We start from the raw sequence: 16,048 nt of genomic DNA, 5'->3' as shown, positions 1-16,048 counted from the left end.
CCCTGGTCGCCCCGGTCGCCGCTGCCGCGGTGGCCGCCGCGGCGACCCGCGCCGACGAGGAGGCCGCCGCCCGCGCCGCCTCCGCCCGGGACGCGGCGGTGGCCCAGGCGCTGGCCCGGCCCGGCGAGCCGGCCGATCTCCGGGAGCCGGCCGCGGTGCCGGCGGCCGCGCCCGTCGAGGCGCCGGCACCCCCGCCGCCGGTCGAGCAGCCGGCGGTCGAGCAGCCGCGGGACACCCTGGTCGGCCGCACCGTCGGCGTCGAGGAGACCGGCGGCATCGGGGGGCTCTTCGCCGGGTCCCCGCCGGCCGAGGCGGAGCCCGACGAGGCCGCGGTCGCGCCGCCGGTCGCCCCGCCGCCTCCCGCGCCGCCCGCCGCCGGGGTCCCGCTGGTGGGTCCCCGGCGCCGCCCGGCCTCGTCCCGGCGCACGCTGCTGCTGGTCGCGGCCGCGCTGCTGCTCGTCGTCGTCCTCGGGGTCGGCGGAGCGCTCCTGCTCGGCGGGGACGACGACCCCTCCGCGTCCTCCCAGGCGGGCACGTCCGCGGCCTCGGCGTCGACCGCGCCGGCGTTGGAGGAGACCGGGCCGCAGCCGGGCGACAGCGAGGTGGTCGACGGCCGGACGTTCGTCGTCCAGGGGGTGCAGGTCGACCCGACGTGCGCCGGCAACGCCTACGGCGAGGTGGCCGACTTCTTCGCCCAGGGCGACTGCACCGGCCTGGCCCGGGCGCTGTACTCGACCGACGTCGCCGGGCGGCCGGTGGTGGTCTCGGTGTCGACGGTGGCCATGCCCGACACCGCCGGCGCCCGCGAGCTGCGCGCGCTGACCGACCGCAACGGCAGCGGCAACGTCAGCGACCTGCTGCGGGAGGGCGTGCGCTACGCCGGGAGCCCGCAGGCCCTGTCCGGGGCGGAGTACGCCAGCGCCGTCTCCGGCAGCACCGTCACCATCGTCGAGACCGCGTGGGCGGGTCCGGGCTCCGGGGGCAGCGCCGCCGACCTCGACGTCGTCGCCTCCGCCGGCCTCGTCCTCCCCATGCCGGAGCCCACCGCCTGAGGCCGGGGCGCGCCTACGAGGTGGCGGCGGCCTCGGCCATCGCGGCCAGCAGGACGGCCATCCGCTCCCGGGGCAGCCGCCCGGCGCTGTGCGGCGTCGAGTTGACCAGTCCGAACAGAGCGTGCGCCCGCGCCCGGCTCGCGGCGGTGTCCGCCTGCGGGTGCAGCCGGCCCAGCACGCCCACCCACACCTCGACGTAGCGGCGCTGCAGCCTCCGCACCTGGGCGGCGTCGGCCTCGGTCAGTGAGACGAGGTCGCGGTCGTGCACGGTGATCAACGCGGGGTTGTCCAGGGCGAAGTCGACCTGGAAGGCGATCAGCGAGCGCAGTTGGGCCAGCGGCTCCGCGCCGGCGGCGGCCACCTGGCCGGTGCCGCCGGCGAGCAGCCGCTCGCTGATGCCGACCAGCATCTCGGCCAGCATCGCGTCCTTGCTGGCGAAGTGCCGGTAGATCGCCGGGCCGGTCACCCCGACCGCCGCACCGACGTCGTCGACGCCCACCGCGCGGGACCCGCGCTCGGCGAACAGCTGGGCGGCCGCCCGCAGGATCTGCTCGCGGCGCGACGGCCGCGCCGCGTCGGCGTGCAGGGCGGTGTCGACGTCGGCCACGGACCGGATGTTAACGCTCGTTGACCCGGCGAGTGAACCGCCGTTAACATCCGGGCCGTGGATGCCCCCGTTTTGCCCCGGAGCTCCGCTGCCGACGCGGCGGCCGGCGCGCGCAACGCCGCCGTGCACGCGGAGCTGGCCGCCGACCTGGCCGCGCAGCTGCGGCGGGTGGCCGAGGGCGGCGGGGAGCGGGCGCGGCAGCGGCACGTCGAGCGCGGCAAGCTCCTGCCCCGCGAGCGGGTCGACGCCCTGCTCGACCCCGGCAGCCCCTTCCTCGAGCTCTCCCCGCTGGCCGCGCACGGTCTCTACGGCGGGGACGCCCCGGCCGCCGGGATCATCACCGGCATCGGCCGGGTCGCCGGCCGGGAGTGCGTCGTCGTGGCCAACGACGCCACCGTCAAGGGCGGCACCTACTACCCGATCACGGTGAAGAAGCACCTGCGGGCGCAGGAGGTGGCGCTGGCCAACCGGCTGCCGTGCGTCTACCTGGTCGACTCCGGCGGCGCCTTCCTGCCGCTGCAGGACGAGGTCTTCCCCGACCGCGAGCACTTCGGCCGGATCTTCTACAACCAGGCGACGATGTCGAAGGCCGGCATCCCGCAGATCGCCGCCGTCCTCGGGTCGTGCACCGCGGGCGGTGCCTACGTGCCGGCGATGAGCGACGAGGCGGTCATCGTCCGCGAGCAGGGCACGATCTTCCTGGGCGGCCCGCCGCTGGTGAAGGCCGCGACCGGCGAGGTCGTCACGGCGGAGGAGCTCGGCGGCGGCGACCTGCACAGCCGGGTCAGCGGGGTGACCGACCACCTCGCCGAGGACGACGCGCACGCGCTCCAGCTGGTCCGGCAGATCGTCGGCACGCTGGGCCCGCGCAGCCCCCGGCCGTGGGACGTCGAGCCGGCCGAGGAGCCCCTGTACCCAGCGGAGACGCTCTACGAGGTCGTGCCGCCGGACCCGCGCACCCCCTACGACGTCCGCGAGGTGATCGCGCGGCTGGTCGACGGCAGCCGCTTCGCCGAGTTCAAGCCGCTCTACGGGCAGACGCTGGTCACCGGGTTCGCCCGGCTGCACGGCCACCCGGTCGGCATCGTCGCCAACAACGGCGTGCTGTTCAGCGAGTCCGCGCTCAAGGGTGCGCACTTCATCGAGCTCTGCGACCGGCGCAGCATCCCCCTGCTGTTCCTGCAGAACATCTCCGGGTTCATGGTCGGCCGCGACTACGAGGCCGGCGGCATCGCCAAGCACGGCGCCAAGATGGTCACCGCCGTCGCCTGCGCCCGGGTGCCGAAGCTGACCGTCGTCATCGGCGGCTCGTTCGGCGCGGGCAACTACTCGATGTGCGGCCGGGCGTACTCGCCCCGCTTCCTGTTCACCTGGCCCAACGCCCGCATCTCGGTGATGGGCGGGGAGCAGGCGGCGTCGGTCCTCGCGCAGGTGCGCCGCGACGGGCTGGAGGCCCGCGGCGAGGAGTGGCCGGCCGAGGAGGAGGAGGCGTTCAAGAAGCCGATCCGCGACCAGTACGAGCACCAGGGCCACCCCTACTACGCCACTGCCCGGCTGTGGGACGACGGCGTGATCGACCCCGCGCAGACCCGCACCGTGCTCGGCCTGGCCCTGTCCGCCTGCGCCAACGCGCCGCTCGAGGACGTCGGCTACGGCGTCTTCCGGATGTGAAGGGGGCCTTGGTGGCCACAGAGGCCGTCCTGACCGGGGAGTGGTGACGGTCGTGTTCGACACCGTCCTGGTCGCCAACCGCGGCGAGATCGCCGTCCGCGTCATCCGCACGCTGCGGTCGATGGGCATCCGCTCGGTCGCCGTGTACAGCGCGGCGGACGCCGGTGCGCTGCACACCCGCGTCGCCGACGTCGCCGTCCCCATCGGCCCGGCGCCCGCGGCCGAGAGCTACCTGTCGATCGAGCGGGTCCTGGACGCCGCGGTCCGCACCGGCGCGCAGGCGGTCCACCCCGGCTACGGCTTCCTGTCGGAGAACGTCGAGTTCGCGCGGGCCTGCGAGAAGGCCGGGATCACCTTCATCGGCCCGCCGGTCGCCGCGATCGAGGCGATGGGCGACAAGATCCGGGCGAAGCGGACGGTCATGGCCGCGGGCGTCCCCGTCGTGCCCGGCCGGACCGAGCCCGGCATGGACGACGACGCGGTCGCCGCCGCGGCGGTCGAGGCCGGCTTCCCCGTGCTGCTCAAGCCCAGCGCCGGCGGGGGCGGCAAGGGCATGCGGGTGGTGCGGTCGGCGGCCGAGCTGCCCGACGCGATCGCGGGCGCCCGGCGGGAGGCCCGCGGCTCCTTCGGCGACGACACGCTCCTGGTCGAGCGCTACATCGGCGCGGCCCGGCACATCGAGGTGCAGGTGCTCGGCGACGCGCACGGCACCGTCGTCCACCTGGGCGAGCGCGAGTGCAGCCTGCAGCGGCGGCACCAGAAGGTCATCGAGGAGGCCCCCTCCCCGCTGCTGGACGGCGCCCAGCGCGCCGCCATGGGCGCCGCCGCCGTCGAGGCGGCCCGCGCGGTCGGGTACACCGGCGCGGGGACGGTCGAGTTCATCGTCGACGCCGAACGGCCGGCCGACTTCTTCTTCCTGGAGATGAACACCCGGCTGCAGGTCGAGCACCCGGTCACCGAGATGGTGACCGGACTGGACCTGGTCGAGCTGCAGCTGCGGGTGGCGGCGGGGGAGCGGCTGCCGTTCGGCCAGGACGACGTCCGGCTGGACGGGCACGCGATCGAGGCGAGGCTCTACGCCGAGGACCCGGCGCGGGGCTTCCTCCCGCAGACCGGCACCGTCCTCGGCCTGCGGGAGCCCACCGGCGCCGGCGTCCGGCTGGACAGCTCGCTCGCGCCCGGCTCCGTCGTCGGCACCGACTACGACCCGATGCTGGCCAAGGTGGTCGCGCACGGCCCCGACCGGGAGACCGCCCGCGCGCGGCTGGTCGGCGCCCTCGGCGCCACCGCCGTCCTCGGCGTGCCGACGAACACGGCGTTCCTGCGGGCGCTGCTCACCGATCCCGACGTCGTCGCCGGCCGCCTGGACACCGGCCTGATCGAGCGGCGCGGCGAGGCGCTCACCGCCGCCGAGCCGCCGTCCCCGGCCGTGTACGCGGCCGCCGCGCTCGCGCTGCAGCTGGAGGCCGAGCCGACGGGTCCGGTCGTGGACCGCTGGGACGTCCCCGATGGCTGGCGGCTGGGCGAGCCGGCCTGGACGGTCCGCCGCCTGCAGGCCGCCGGCGGGGACCCGGTGACGGTGCGGCTGCGCGGCCGGTCGTCGGCGGCGGAGCTGTGCGTCGGGGACGGCGCCCCGGTGCCCGCCTCGGCCACCCGGGACGGCGACGTGCTGGCCGTGACGCTGGACGGCGTCACCCACCGCTCCACCGTCGTCCACGCCGGGGGCGAGGTCTGGCTGGCCGCGGACGGGCGGGTGACCGCCCTCCGCGAGCACGAGCGGCTGCACTCCGCGGCCGAGGGCGCCGGCGGGGACGGCGTCGTGGGCGCACCCATGCCCGGCACGGTCACGGTGGTGCGCGCGGCGGTCGGCGACCGGGTGGAGGCGGGGACCCCGCTCCTGGTCGTCGAGGCGATGAAGATGGAGCACGTGCTGACCGCCCCCGTCGCGGGGACGGTCACCGAGCTCGGCGTGACGGCCGGCCAACAGGTCCGGCTCGACGAGCGGGTGGCCGTGGTGACCCCACCGGCCGCCGACGAGGGGGAGTGACCCGGGTGCTGGACTACCGGCTCGACGAGGAGACCGAGGCCCTGCGCAAGGTGGTGCGGGAGTTCGCGCAGGACGTGATCGCGCCGCAGATCGGCGGGTTCTACGAGCGCGACGAGTTCCCCACCGCGATCGTGCGGCAGATGGGCGAGCTGGGCCTGTTCGGGCTGCCCTTCCCCGAGGAGTACGGCGGCTCCGGCGGGACCTACTTCACCCTCTGCGTGGCGCTGGAGGAGCTGGCGCGGGTGGACTCCTCGGTCGCGATCACCCTGGAGGCCGGGGTCTCGCTCGGGGCCATGCCCATCTACCGGTTCGGCACCGAGGAGCAGAAGCGGACGTGGCTGCCGCGCCTGTGCGAGGGCGAGGCGCTGGCGGCCTTCGGGCTCACCGAGCCCGGCGGCGGCTCCGACGCCGGAGCCACCCGCACCACCGCGCGGCTGGAGGACGGGCACTGGGTGGTCAACGGCGCCAAGGCCTTCATCACCAACTCCGGCACGGACCTGACCGAGCTGGTCACCGTCACGGCCGTCACCGGCACCCGGCCGGACGGCGGCAAGGAGATCTCGGCCATCGCGATCCCGTCGGGGACGCCGGGGTTCAGCGTCGGCCAGCGCTACTCGAAGGTCGGCTGGAACGCCTCCGACACCCGCGAGCTGTCCTTCAGCGACTGCCGCGTCCCCGCGGAGAACCTGGTGGGCGAGCGTGGCCGCGGCTACGGGCAGTTCCTGTCGATCCTCGACGAGGGGCGCATCGCGATCTCCGCGCTCGCCGTCGGGCTCGCGCAGGGGTGCGTCGACGAGTCGGTGAAGTACGCCGCCCAGCGCGAGGCGTTCGGCCAGCCGATCGGCCGCAACCAGGCGATCCAGTTCATGATCGCCGACATGGAGGTGCGGGCCTCGACCGCCCGGCTGGCCTACTACCGGGCGGCCGAGAAGATGCTCCGCGGGGAGCCGTTCAAGCGCGAGGCGTCGATCGCGAAGCTGTACAGCTCCGAGATCGCGATGGACAACGCCCGCTACGCGACCCAGGTGCACGGCGGGTACGGCTTCATGAACGAGTTCCCGGTCGGCCGGTTCTACCGCGACGCGAAGATCCTCGAGATCGGCGAGGGGACCAGCGAGGTGCAGCGGATGCTCATCGCCCGCGACCTCGGCGTCGGCTGAGAGCCGGAGGTCCGGCGCTCCCGGCTCACTTCAGCAGCCGGCGCAGCACCTTGCCGGTCGGCGACCGGGGGACCGTGTCGGTGAAGACGACATCGCGCACCTTCTCCTGGGGGGCCACCCGGTCGGCCACGTACTCGATGAGCTCCTCCTCGGAGACCGTGCCGCTCCGGACGACGAACGCCCGCGGCAGCTCGCCGGCCTCCTCGTCGGGGACCCCCACCACGGCCGCGTCCGCCACGGCCGGGTGGGTGATCAGCACGGCCTCGAGCGCCGCGGGGGCGACCTGGTGGCCCTTGTACTTGATCAGCTCCTTGACCCGGTCGAGCAGGAAGACCCAGCCATCGGCGTCGACGGTCGCGAGGTCGCCGGTGCGCATCCAGCCCTCGGCGTCGAGCGTGGCCGCGGTCGCCGCCGGCTCGTTGAGGTACCCGGCCATGACCTGCGCGCCGCGGACCCACAGCTCCCCGGTCTCGGCGTCCTGCCCGCTGATCGGGTCGACCAGCCGCGCCTCGGTGCCGGCCACCAGCATCCCGGCCGACCCGGGCGGCCGGACGTGCCCCCCGCTCAGGGGTGCGATGGCCAGCATGGGGCCGGTCTCGGTCATCCCGTAGCCCTGCAGGACCACGCAGCCGAGGCGGGCGGCGCAGGCCTGCTCGAGCCCGGCGCCCAGCGGGGCCGCGCCGCTGCCGAGCACCTCGAGCGCGGAGAGGTCGGCGTCGTCGACGGCCGGGTGCTTGGCCAGCGCCAGCACGATCGGCGGCACCACGATCTGCTTGGCCACCCGGTGGCGCGTCAGCAGGCCGAGGAACTCCGGCAGGTCGAAGCGGGGCATCGTCACGGTCGTGGCGCCCTCGTGCAGCGGGTGCACCAGCTGGGTGGCGAACCCGGCGGCGTGCCACCACGGGAGCACGGCGACCGTGGTGTCGGTCGGGGCGTAGGCGAACAGCGGCTCGGTCTGCGCACAGCTGGCGACCAGCGACCGGTGGGTCAGCCGGACGCCCTTGGGCAGGCCGGTGGTCCCGCTGGAGTACGGCAGCAGGGCGACGTCGGCGGGGTTCCCGGCGACGGTCCGCCCCCTCTCGGCGTCGAGCAGCTCGGCGAAGGACCGGGCGCCGGGTGCCTCGCCGAGGACGACGAGGTCGGTCACGCCCGCCTTGTCCGCGGCGACCCCCACGCGGTCCAGCAGGGCAGGGACGGTCACCAGACACCGGGCGCCGGAGTCCTGCAGCTGGACGAGGACCTGCTCGGGCGGTGCCAGCGGGTTGATCGGCGTCACCGCGGCTCCGGCGGCCTGGGCGCCGAGCAGGGCCACCGCCCAGTCCGGGCAGTTGGGGGCCATGAGCGCCACGACGTCGCCCCGGGCGGTGCCGGCGGCGGCGAAGCCGGCCGCGGCGCGGTGCACGGACTCGTCGAGCTCGGCGTAGCTGGTCACTCTCCCGGTGGCCCCGTCGACGAGCGCCGGCGCGTCGCCGAGCTCGGCCGCGCGATCCAGCAGGAACGCGGGCAGGGTCTGGTCGGGGATGGGGACGGCGGGGAACCGACTGCGGATGATCATGACGGGTCCTTCCCGGTCCGGGGTGCGGTGCGGACGACGGGCGCGAGAGCGACGGCCTCCGCCGGCGCCGGGCGGCACGACGAGGTGCTGCTCGACGCCACCCATGCTGACCCTCGCCGAGGCCGATGGGGAGGCGTTCGCCCGCCGCCATCGACCCGCCCGCAGCTCTCCCGACGCACCACCCGGGAGCCGCCGCCGACCCCCGCGACGCGGCTCAGGCGGTGACGTCGACGAGGACCTTGCCGACCGCGCCGTCCTCGACCGCACGGTGCGCCTGCGCGGTCTCGGCCAGCGGGTAGACGTGCAGCGGCAGCCCGGCGTCCTCGCCCACCCGGACCGCGCCGTCCTGCACGGCGGCGTTGACGTCCTCGACGGCGAGGGCCTTGGCCCGCTCCGGCTCGGTGTAGACGAGGACGAACTGCCAGCGGGCGTTGGGGTTCATCGAGGCGCGGACCGGCAGCGTCATCTGGTCGCCGCCGTTGTTGGCGTAGATCGCCACCGCGCCGTGCCGCCCGACGACCTGCGCGTCGACGGCCGCGTTCTGCGCCGGCGCCACCTCGACGACCGCGTCGACGCCCTTCGTCGTGATCTTGTGGACCTCGGCGACGACGTCCTGCTCCCGGTAGTCGACGACGTGGCTGGCCCCGGCGGCGGCGGCCAGCTGCGCCTTGCGCGGGCTGCTCACGGTGGCGATGACGGTGGCGTCGGCCCAGCGGGCCAGCTGGATCGCGGCGTTGCCCACCGCGCCGGCGCCGCCCTGCACGAGCACGGTGCGCCCGGTCAGCGAGCCGGGTCCGAGCCGGTCGGGGAGCGACTCGGCCACGGTCAGGCAGCGGTGCGCGGTGAGGAAGGGGATGCCCAGCGCGGCCCCCAGCTCGAAGGAGGGGCCGGCGCCGAGCAGCACCACCTGTCGGGCGGGGACGACGGTGTACTCGGCGGCGGTGCCGGAGGGGCGCTGCCAGGCCGCCTCCCAGATCCACACCCGCTCGCCGACCAGGACCGGGTCGACGCCCTCGCCGACGGCGTCCACGGTGCCCGAACCGTCCTGGTTGGGGACCTGCCCGTCCGCCCCGAGCGCGGCGCCGGCGGTCGCGCCGCTGCGGCTCTTCCAGTCGGTGGGGTTCACCCCGGAGAAGGCCACGCGCACCCGGACCTCGCCGGGACCGGGCTCCGGCACGGGCCGGTCGGTGAGGGTCAGGACGTCGGGCCCGCCGGGCTGGGTGTAGGTGATGGCTCGCACGCGTCCTCCCTACCCGGTCGGCGGGTGGGGTGCAGCGCACGGATCCGTTCCGTCGGTCAGCCGGCGACGATCAGCAGGACGACGGTGTCCTCGTCCGCGTGCAGCGAGTGCCGGCGCGGCGGGATCGGGGTCAGGTGGTGCGGGCCGAGCTCCTGGACCTCCGCGCCGGCGACCAGCCGGGCCCGACCGCGCAGCACCTGCAGGCTGGCCGCGCCGGGCGCCTCGTGCTCGGCCAGCTCGGACCCGGCCAACAGGGCCAGGACGGTCTGACGGAGGCCGTCGGCCGGGTGCGGCAGTGACCGGGCGGCCCGGCGGGCCGACGCCTCGCCGGCGCGGGTCAGCAGCTCGTCGGCCAGGTGCTGCAGATCGGTCACGGGCGGCATCCTCCCGACCTCAGCGCCAGCGGACCACCTCCGGACGGCGGCCGAGGACGCGGGTCACGTCGCGGGCCGCGCGCTCCCCGGCGTTGACCAGCACCGGACGGGGCGTGCCCGCGAACAGCGGCAGGTCCGAGGCGCTGTCGCTGTAGACCGCCGCCCACGGTGGCGGGTACCCGCGCTCGGTGAGCAGCCGGACCTTCCCCTCGCCCATCGCCCGCCGGACCCACGGGCGGCGCCAGGTGCCGGTCGACCCGACGACGTCGACGTCGGCCAGCCCGACCGCGGCCAGGAAGCCGCGGGCCAGGGTCTCCTCGCACCCGGTGGCGACGACGACCCGGTCGCCCGCGGCCCGGTGCGCCCGCACGCAGGCGATCGCCTCGGCGACCGCGGCCTCCGGGCGGCGGGTCAGCGCGGCGCGGTAGGCCCCGGCCACCGCCTCGACGTCCGGGACGCGCCGTCCGCCGACCGCCAGCCGGGTCATGAGTCGTGCGGCCAGCGGCCGGGTCCAGGGCAGCGCCGAGCCGACCAGCAGCACCGGCGCGGCGACCAGCAGCGGCAGCGCGCGCAGTGGGGCCTGCCTCAGCCGGCCGGCGAGGAACAGTGTCGAGGCGTCGCCGCCGAGCAGCACCTTGTCCAGGTCGACGACGACGGTCGGGTCCATGCCGGGGGAGTACCGGAGTGTGGTGGTGCAGGAAACCTGCACCGGGGCACTCCGCACCCGCGCCGCTCGCGTTGCCGGTGCGCAGCCGGGCTGGTGGGGTCGGGGAGTGCCCGTGCCGACCGCCGACCGCCAGTCCCGGGCCGTGCCCCCCGTCGTGCGGCGGATCCGGCAGTACCGGCAGGTCACCGGCCGCCTCCCACCCCTGCTGCGACCCCGCACGTTCAACGAGAAGCTCAACTGGCGCATCTGCCTCGACCGGCGGGCGCTGCTGGCGCCGACCTGCGACAAGCTCGCCATGAAGGACTCCGCCCGCCGGCTCGCGCCCGGCCTGGTGCGGGTGCCCCGGACCCTGTGGTCGGGCACCGACGTGCGGGAGCTGGCGGAGGTCGGCCTCCCGCGGCACTGGGTGCTCAAGCCCAACCACTCCTGCCGGCGGGTGCTCGTGGGTGCCGGCGCGGCCGACCCCGCGGTGCTCGCCGACCGCACCGCAGGCTGGGTCGGGGAGGAGTACTGGCGGCTCAACGAGGAGTGGGCCTACCGCCGCGCCCGTCCCGGGCTGCTCGTCGAGGAGTTCGTGGGCGTGCCCGGCCACGTGCCCGTCGACCTCAAGGTGCTGGTCTTCGCCGGCGTGCCCCGGGTCGTCGAGGTGCACACCGGGCGGGGCGCCCAGCACGGCATCCGGTTCCACACCCCCGACTGGCAGCCGCTGCCGTGGACGGCCGGCTACCGCCCCGGACCGCCGGCCCCGCCGCCGCGCCGGCTCGACGACCTGCTGGCGGCGGCCGCGGCCCTGGCCGTCGGGTTCGACATGCTCCGCGTCGACTTCTACGAGCACGACGGCGAGCTCTGGTTCGGCGAGCTGACCCCGTACCCCGGCGGCGGGTGGACGGCGCTGGAGCCCGACGTCGACGCGCTGCTGGGCAGCTGGTGGGCCCTGCCCGGGCGGCGGGCCGCCGCCGCGGGGGCGTGGACTCCCGGACCGGCGGTAGAGGAGGCCGCGGCCTGAGGGCTCGCGCGGGGCACCCCCTTCGGGTGGGAGCCGCGCGGGGGACTTCACCTCGTTCGTAGACGGCCGATGTCCCTGACGTGTACCGCAGACTCCCCGCCCGGCTCTCCGGCCTGCTCCCGCAGGGCCGCATGCTGCCCGACGAGGTCTGGCGGCGCCGGCACCGCGCCATCGTCGTCATCGCGGGTGTGCAGGCCCTGGCGCTCGCCGCGATCGGCCCGTTCGTCGGGGCGGACGCCCTCACCAGCCTCTTCGCCGCGCTGGCGGTGGCCTACCCCCTGCTGTTCCTGGCGCTGCCCGGTGCCGGTCGCGGCCTCCAGGCAGCGGCGACCACCACCAGCCTGCTCGCCGCCTCGGTGGCCCTCGTCGCGCTGCTCGACGGTCTGACCGAGGCCCACTTCCACTTCTTCGTCGTCATCGGGATCGTGTCCCTGTACCAGAGCCGGATGCCGTTCGGCGCCGCGCTGCTCGTGGTGCTCGGCCACCACGGCGTGATCGGCAAGCTGGCTCCGCAGGCGGTGTTCGGGCACGACCACGCCACCTCCAACCCCTGGACGTGGGCGGCGCTGCACGGCGGCTTCGTGCTGGCGGCCAGCCTCGCCCACCTGGCGGCCTGGCGGCTGAACGAGCAGCAGGAGCTGCGCGATCCGCTCACCGGCCTGGCCAACCGAACCCAGCTGGTGGAGGCCGCCGACCGGCGGCTGGCGTGCGATCCCCGCCCGGTCAGCGTGCTGCTGCTCGACGTCGACGACTTCCGCGACGTCAACGACGCCCGCGGGCACGCGGCCGGCGACCGGCTGCTCGTGGCCGTCGGCCGGCGCATCGCCGGCTGCGTGCGCCCGGGTGACCAGGTCGCCCGGCTCGGCGGCGACGAGTTCGCCGTCCTGGTGGACGGCGGTCCCGAGCTCGCCCGCACCGTGGGGGAGCGCATCCTGCTGGCCCTGGCCGACCCGATCGCCGTCGACGGCCGGCCGGTGGCGCTGCACGTGAGCGCCGGCGTCGCCGACACCGAGACCGCCGGCGAGCGGGACGCGGTCACCCTGCTGCGCAACGCCGACCTGGCGATGTACATGGCCAAGGCGCTCGGCAAGAACCGGCTCGTCCACTACGCCGACGGCATGGCCCAGGCGGCGCGGAACAAGGCCGAGCTGCTGCAGGACCTCACCGTGGCCATCCCGGCCGGCCAGTTCGAGGTCCACTACCAGCCGACCGTCGACCTGCCCACCGGCACGACGACCGGCTACGAGGCGCTGCTGCGCTGGCACCACCCGACCCGCGGCCTGGTGCCCCCGGCGGAGTTCATCCCGCTCGCCGAGGAGGGCGCGCACATCGTCGCGATCGGCCGCTGGGTGCTCACCGAGGCGACCCGCCAGGCCGCGACCTGGTCGGCGGAGGCCGAGCGGCCCATCGGCATCGCGGTCAACCTCTCGCCGCGGCAGCTGGCCGACGACGACGTGGTCACCACCGTGCGCGACGCGCTGGCCGGCAGCGGCCTGCCGCCCCGCCAGCTGACGCTGGAGGTCACCGAGGGGGTGCTCGTCCACGACGTCGACGCCGTGGTCGCGCAGCTGCGCTCGCTGCGGGCGCTCGGCGTCCGCATCGCCATCGACGACTTCGGCACCGGCTACTCCAGCCTCTCCTACCTGCGCCGGCTGCCCGCGGACATCGTCAAGATCGACCGGAGCTTCGTGCAGGACCTCGAGACGGGGATCCGGACGCGGACGCTCGTCGCCTCGATCATCGAGCTGGCCCGCAGCCTGCACCTGGACGTCGTCGCCGAGGGCGTGGAGACCGAGGGGCAGCACGCCGTCCTCCGGGGCCTGGCCTGCTCGCACGCGCAGGGCTACCTCTTCGGCCGCCCGCAGCCCGCCGCGGTCCAGACCCCGGCCGGCGACCGGGTGCCGGCTGTCCGACTGCCCGCGCCGCGCTGTCCCACCCCGCTCGTCCGCCGCTGAGCCGGCCCGCGTCGCCGCGTGCCGGCGAGTAGCGGGCTGCCGTGGTCTCCCCGGCCGTGCCGACCACGGCCGGCCGCCACTCGGCGGTCAGCGCGGGGTGATCGACAGGGTCAGCGCGCGGCGGCCCGCCTCGGAGCGGGCGGTGGCCATCCGCTCGGCCGACGGCGTCCCGTACTCGGTGGTCCGCTGGCGGGCCGGCCGCCCGATGGCCGCGGCCATCGCCTCCAGCTGCGCGATGGTCTTCAGCGAGCCGTTCTCGCTGCCGGCCATCCGGCTGATCGTCTCCTCCATGAGCGTGCCGCCGAGGTCGTTGGCCCCGCCCTGCAGCACGGTCTGCGTGCCGGCGTCCCCGAGCTTCACCCAGGAGGTCTGGATGTTCGGGATGCGGCCGTGCAGCAGCAGCCGGGCGACGGCGTGCACCGCGCGGTTCTCCCGCACCGTGGGCCCGGGGCGGGCGACGCCGGCCAGGTAGATCGGCGAACTGTGGTGGACGAAGGGCAGCAGCACGAACTCGGTGAAGCCGCCGGTCTCGTCCTGCACGCGGGCCAGCGTGCGCAGGTGGGCCACCCAGTGGGCGGGGGTGTCGACGTGGCCGTACATCATCGTCGACGTCGTCGGGATGCCCACCCGGTGCGCGGTCGTGATGATCTCGACCCAGGTCGCGGCCGGCAGCTTGCCCTTGGTGAGCACCCAGCGGACGTCGTCGTCGAGGATCTCCGCCGCCGTCCCGGGCACGCTGTCCAGGCCCGCCTCTCGCGCGGCGACCAGGAACTCCTCGAACGACAGCCCGGTGCGGGCGGCGCCGTTGACGATCTCCATGGGTGAGAAGGCGTGCAGGTGGATGGCCGGCTGCCGGCGCTTCACCTCGCGGGCCAGGTCGAGGTAGGCGCTGCCGGGCAGGTCGGGGTGGATGCCGCCCTGCATGCAGATCTCGGTGGCCCCGGCGGCCCACGCCTCGTCGACCCGGTCGCCGACCTGGGACAGCGACAGGGTGTAGGCGTCGGCGTCGGTGCGCCGCTGGGCGAAGGCGCAGAACCGGCAGCCGGTGTAGCAGACGTTGGTGAAGTTGATGTTCCGGTTGACGACGTAGGTGACGTCGTCGCCGTTGACGTCCCGGCGGACGGCGTCGGCCAGCGCGCACAGCGCCTCGAGGTCGCTGCCGTCCGCGCCGAGCAGCGCCAGGTACTCCGCGTCGGTCAGCCCGGCCGGGTCGGCCTCCGCGCGCCGCAGCGCGGCCCGCACCCCGGGGTCGCCGGTGGCCAGGGCGGTGGAGTGCCCGTCGCGGGCGGACGTCGTCCGGTCACGCAGCTCGGCCCAGTCGCCGTAGACGGCGTCGAAGTCGCTGCGCCGGTCGCCGGTGCGCCCGACGGTGTCGACCTCGACGTGCAGGTCCACCCGGCCCGCCGACGTCCACGCCTCGTCGGGCTCCTGCCACGGCAGCCCGGCCGGGAGGCGTCCCTCCACGGCCAGCCCGTCGGGGCCGGCCAGGGCGGCCACGTGTGGGCGCACCCGCGGGTCCAGCCACGGCTCGGGCTCCAGCACGTAGCGGGGCTGGGCGGCGAGGCGCTCCCGCAGCTCGAAGCCCGCCTCCGCGGTGAGCGCGGCCAGCTTGTCGATGTTGGGCCACGGCCGCTCGGGGTTGACGTGGTCGGGCGTCAGCGGGGACACCCCGCCCCAGTCGTCGACGCCGGCCCGCAGCAGCAGTCCCAGCTCGGTGGAGTCGCTGAGGTTCGGCGGAGCCTGCACCCGCGCCCGCGGGCCGAGCAGCAGCCGGGTGACGGCCACGGCCGCGGCGTACTCCTGCAGCTCCAGGTCGTCGTGGGCGGCCATCGCGGTGCGCGGCTTGGCCCGGAAGTTCTGGACGATGACCTCCTGCACGTGCCCGTGCCGGGCGTGCGCGGCCCGGATCGCGCCGATGGCGTCGACCCGCTCGGCGGCGTTCTCCCCGATGCCGAGCAGCACGCCGGTGGTGAACGGGACCGCGGAGCGCCCGGCGTCCTCCAGCACCCGCAGCCGCACCGCCGGCTCCTTGTCCGGGGAGCCGAAGTGCGGGCCGCCGGGCTGCGACCACAGCCGGGTCGCCGTGGTCTCGAGCATCATCCCCATCGACGCCGACACCGGCTTGAGCCGCTGGATCTCCTCCCAGGTCAGCACGCCCGGGTTGAGGTGCGGCAGCAGCCCGGTCTCCTCCAGCACCCGGATCGCCATCGCCCGCAGGTAGGCCGGCGTCGAGTCGAAGCCGTGCGCCTCCAGCCACTCCGCCGCGACCGGCCAGCGGTCCTCGGGCCGGTCGCCGAGGGTGAACAGCGCCTCCTTGCAGCCCAGGGCGGCACCGGCGCGGGCCACGTCCAGCACCTCGTCCGGGGAGAGGAACGGCGCCCTGCCCTCCCGGCGCAGCGCACCGGGGGTGGTGACGAACGTGCAGTAGTGGCAGCGGTCCCGGCACAGGTGGGTCAGCGGGATGAACACCTTGCGGCTGTAGGTCACCACGCCCGGCCGGCCGGCCGAGGCCAGCCCGGCGTCCCGGACCCGGGAGGCGGCGGTCAGCAGCCGGTCCAGCGGCTCGCCCGGGGCCAGGCCGCGGGCCGACAGCAGGACCTCGGCCTCGGTGGCGTCCAGGGTGGCGCCGCGCTCGGCGCGGGCGACCGCCCGGCGGACGGCGGACTCGGTGGGGATCAGCGGCTCGGTCATCGCGGCCGACGCTATCCCCTGGG

At 75.8% G+C, this 16,048-nt stretch carries 11 protein-coding genes and 1 pseudogene; 6 read left to right on the top strand and 6 right to left on the bottom strand.

Annotated features, from left to right (window positions below):
* A pseudogene (locus tag PGN05_RS09890) lies at nucleotides 1-1,052 on the top strand (hypothetical protein); the annotation flags it as partial.
* Nucleotides 1,053-1,065: 13 nt separating this feature from the next.
* Here PGN05_RS09890 and PGN05_RS09885 read toward each other — a convergent pair.
* Nucleotides 1,066-1,659, bottom strand: coding sequence for a TetR/AcrR family transcriptional regulator (locus tag PGN05_RS09885; RefSeq protein WP_419752357.1), 594 nt, complete (start codon nucleotides 1,657-1,659; stop codon nucleotides 1,066-1,068).
* Nucleotides 1,660-1,716: 57 nt separating this feature from the next.
* On the opposite strand from PGN05_RS09885, the gene PGN05_RS09880 reads away from it, so the two are divergent.
* From PGN05_RS09880 to PGN05_RS09870, 3 genes are read left to right on the top strand one after another with little or no spacing between them, the layout of a single operon-like run.
* Nucleotides 1,717-3,330 carry a carboxyl transferase domain-containing protein gene (locus tag PGN05_RS09880; protein ID WP_419752356.1) on the top strand — a complete coding sequence of 538 codons (1,614 nt, stop codon included), beginning with the start codon at nucleotides 1,717-1,719 and terminating at the stop codon, nucleotides 3,328-3,330.
* Between the two features lie 52 nt (nucleotides 3,331-3,382).
* Nucleotides 3,383-5,377, top strand: coding sequence for a biotin carboxylase N-terminal domain-containing protein (locus PGN05_RS09875; RefSeq protein WP_419752355.1), 1,995 nt, complete (start codon nucleotides 3,383-3,385; stop codon nucleotides 5,375-5,377).
* Nucleotides 5,374-6,537: an acyl-CoA dehydrogenase family protein gene (locus tag PGN05_RS09870; RefSeq protein ID WP_419752354.1), complete on the top strand. Its 1,164-nt coding sequence runs from the start codon at nucleotides 5,374-5,376 to the stop codon at nucleotides 6,535-6,537. The genes PGN05_RS09875 and PGN05_RS09870 overlap by 4 nt, the downstream gene beginning before the upstream one ends.
* Nucleotides 6,538-6,562: 25 nt before the next feature.
* Here PGN05_RS09870 and PGN05_RS09865 read toward each other — a convergent pair whose 3' ends face one another.
* From PGN05_RS09865 to PGN05_RS09850, 4 genes are all read right to left on the bottom strand, one after another.
* Complete coding sequence (locus tag PGN05_RS09865; RefSeq protein WP_419752353.1) at nucleotides 6,563-8,092, bottom strand: AMP-binding protein; 1,530 nt, start codon at nucleotides 8,090-8,092, stop codon at nucleotides 6,563-6,565.
* A 214-nt stretch (nucleotides 8,093-8,306) separates the two neighbouring features.
* The gene (locus PGN05_RS09860; RefSeq protein WP_419752352.1) at nucleotides 8,307-9,332 is read right to left on the bottom strand and encodes an NADPH:quinone reductase; all 1,026 of its coding nucleotides are present in this window, start codon (nucleotides 9,330-9,332) and stop codon (nucleotides 8,307-8,309) included.
* A gap of 56 nt (nucleotides 9,333-9,388) precedes the next feature.
* A complete protein-coding gene (locus PGN05_RS09855) occupies nucleotides 9,389-9,706 on the bottom strand; it encodes a LuxR family transcriptional regulator (protein ID WP_419752351.1) in 318 nt (105 codons plus the stop codon).
* Between the two features lie 19 nt (nucleotides 9,707-9,725).
* Nucleotides 9,726-10,373, bottom strand: a complete 648-nt coding sequence (locus PGN05_RS09850) for a haloacid dehalogenase-like hydrolase (RefSeq protein ID WP_419752350.1) — start codon at nucleotides 10,371-10,373, stop codon at nucleotides 9,726-9,728.
* 112 nt (nucleotides 10,374-10,485) lie between these two features.
* Between PGN05_RS09850 and PGN05_RS09845 the strand changes: the two genes are divergently transcribed.
* A complete protein-coding gene (locus tag PGN05_RS09845) occupies nucleotides 10,486-11,379 on the top strand; it encodes an ATP-grasp fold amidoligase family protein (RefSeq protein WP_419752349.1) in 894 nt (297 codons plus the stop codon).
* Between the two features lie 80 nt (nucleotides 11,380-11,459).
* On the top strand, nucleotides 11,460-13,334 hold the full coding sequence (locus PGN05_RS09840) for a putative bifunctional diguanylate cyclase/phosphodiesterase (protein ID WP_419752348.1): 1,875 nt from the start codon (nucleotides 11,460-11,462) through the stop codon (nucleotides 13,332-13,334).
* Between the two features lie 87 nt (nucleotides 13,335-13,421).
* Here PGN05_RS09840 and PGN05_RS09835 read toward each other — a convergent pair whose 3' ends face one another.
* Nucleotides 13,422-16,025, bottom strand: a complete 2,604-nt coding sequence (locus PGN05_RS09835) for a bifunctional FO biosynthesis protein CofGH (protein WP_419752347.1) — start codon at nucleotides 16,023-16,025, stop codon at nucleotides 13,422-13,424.
* Nucleotides 16,026-16,048: the final 23 nt, after the last annotated feature.

This window comes from Geodermatophilus sp. CPCC 206100 (assembly GCF_048569675.1).
Classification (GTDB): domain Bacteria; phylum Actinomycetota; class Actinomycetes; order Mycobacteriales; family Geodermatophilaceae; genus Geodermatophilus.
This window is presented reverse-complemented; position numbering and strand designations above follow the sequence as displayed.

Bases quoted from the DNA above. Each gene is read 5' to 3' on its own strand.
- PGN05_RS09865 (WP_419752353.1), bottom strand. From the start codon at position 8,092: ATGATCATCCGCAGTCGGTTCCCCGCCGTCCCCATCCCCGACCAGACC.
- PGN05_RS09850 (WP_419752350.1), bottom strand. From the start codon at position 10,373: ATGGACCCGACCGTCGTCGTCGACCTGGACAAGGTGCTGCTCGGCGGC.
- PGN05_RS09835 (WP_419752347.1), bottom strand. From the start codon at position 16,025: ATGACCGAGCCGCTGATCCCCACCGAGTCCGCCGTCCGCCGGGCGGTC.